The 946-nt window shown below is 62.5% G+C and carries 1 protein-coding gene; it reads right to left on the minus strand.

From position 1 onward, the window contains the following. Positions 1-920, minus strand: a 920-nt coding sequence (locus tag MnOB_RS28405; protein WP_107504148.1) for an IS1182 family transposase, incomplete at its 3' end; no start/stop codon positions are given. Between the last annotated feature and the right edge of the window lie 26 nt (positions 921-946).

A 946-nucleotide genomic window follows, 5' to 3' on the forward strand; every position in this document is an offset into this window, starting at 1 on the left:
GCGAGGATTTCCTCGCTCTTGAAGTAGCCCCGATCGGCGACCACCGAGAGTGACTCCACGCCCATCGCGTCCCGCGCTTGCTGGGCCATGGCACTCAATTGATCCCGGTCGACGCCGTCGTTCGTGACTTCGTGCGTCACGATCAGATGGTGTTTGGTGTCGACAGCGGCCTGGACGTTGTAACCAACCAGGCCGGTGCCGCGCGTCATCATCGAGCGTGCGTCGGGATCGGTCAGGGAGATCTGTTTGTCCGGCGCGGCCTCAAGCCGGCCCTCGATATCCCGAAGTTCCTGCATCTTGGTTTTCAGGGCGGCGATCTTGCTGTGCAGGCGTTCGGCCTTGGCCTGTGCCGCCGCCGGCTCCTGGCGGTCAGCAGTGTCGAGCGCAGTCAGGTAGCGGCTGATGCTGGACTCGATCTCCTCCATCCGCCGTTGCAGCTTGGCACTGGTGAAGTTGCGGTCGCGATTGTTGACCGCCTTGAACTTGCTGCCGTCGATGGCCACCAGCGCCTCGGCGAACAGACCGAGTTGCTGGCACAGCACCACGAACTGCCGGCAGACACCGCGAATGGCTTTGCCGTTGTCCTTGCGGAAGTTGGCGATAGTCTTGAAGTCCGGCATCAGGCGTCCGGTCAGCCACATCAGCTCGACATTGCGTTGGGCCTCGCGCTCGAGGCGACGGCTGGACTGGATGCGGTTGAGGTAGCCGTAGATGTAGATCTTCAGCAGGACGGCAGGATGGTAGGCAGGCCGACCGGTTGCTGCGGGGACGACCCTGTCAAAACCGAGTCGGCCGAGGTCGAGTTCATCGACAAATACATCGACCACCCGCACCGGATTGGTGTCTGCGATGTAGTCATCCAGGCTCTCGGGCAACAGCGTGCTTTGGCCTCGACACTCGCCCTGGATGAAACGCTTCATGGATTGCCCCCGCCGTGAAACCCGCC

Source organism: Metapseudomonas resinovorans, from assembly GCF_002003485.1.
Classification (GTDB): Bacteria; Pseudomonadota; Gammaproteobacteria; order Pseudomonadales; family Pseudomonadaceae; genus Metapseudomonas; species Metapseudomonas resinovorans_D.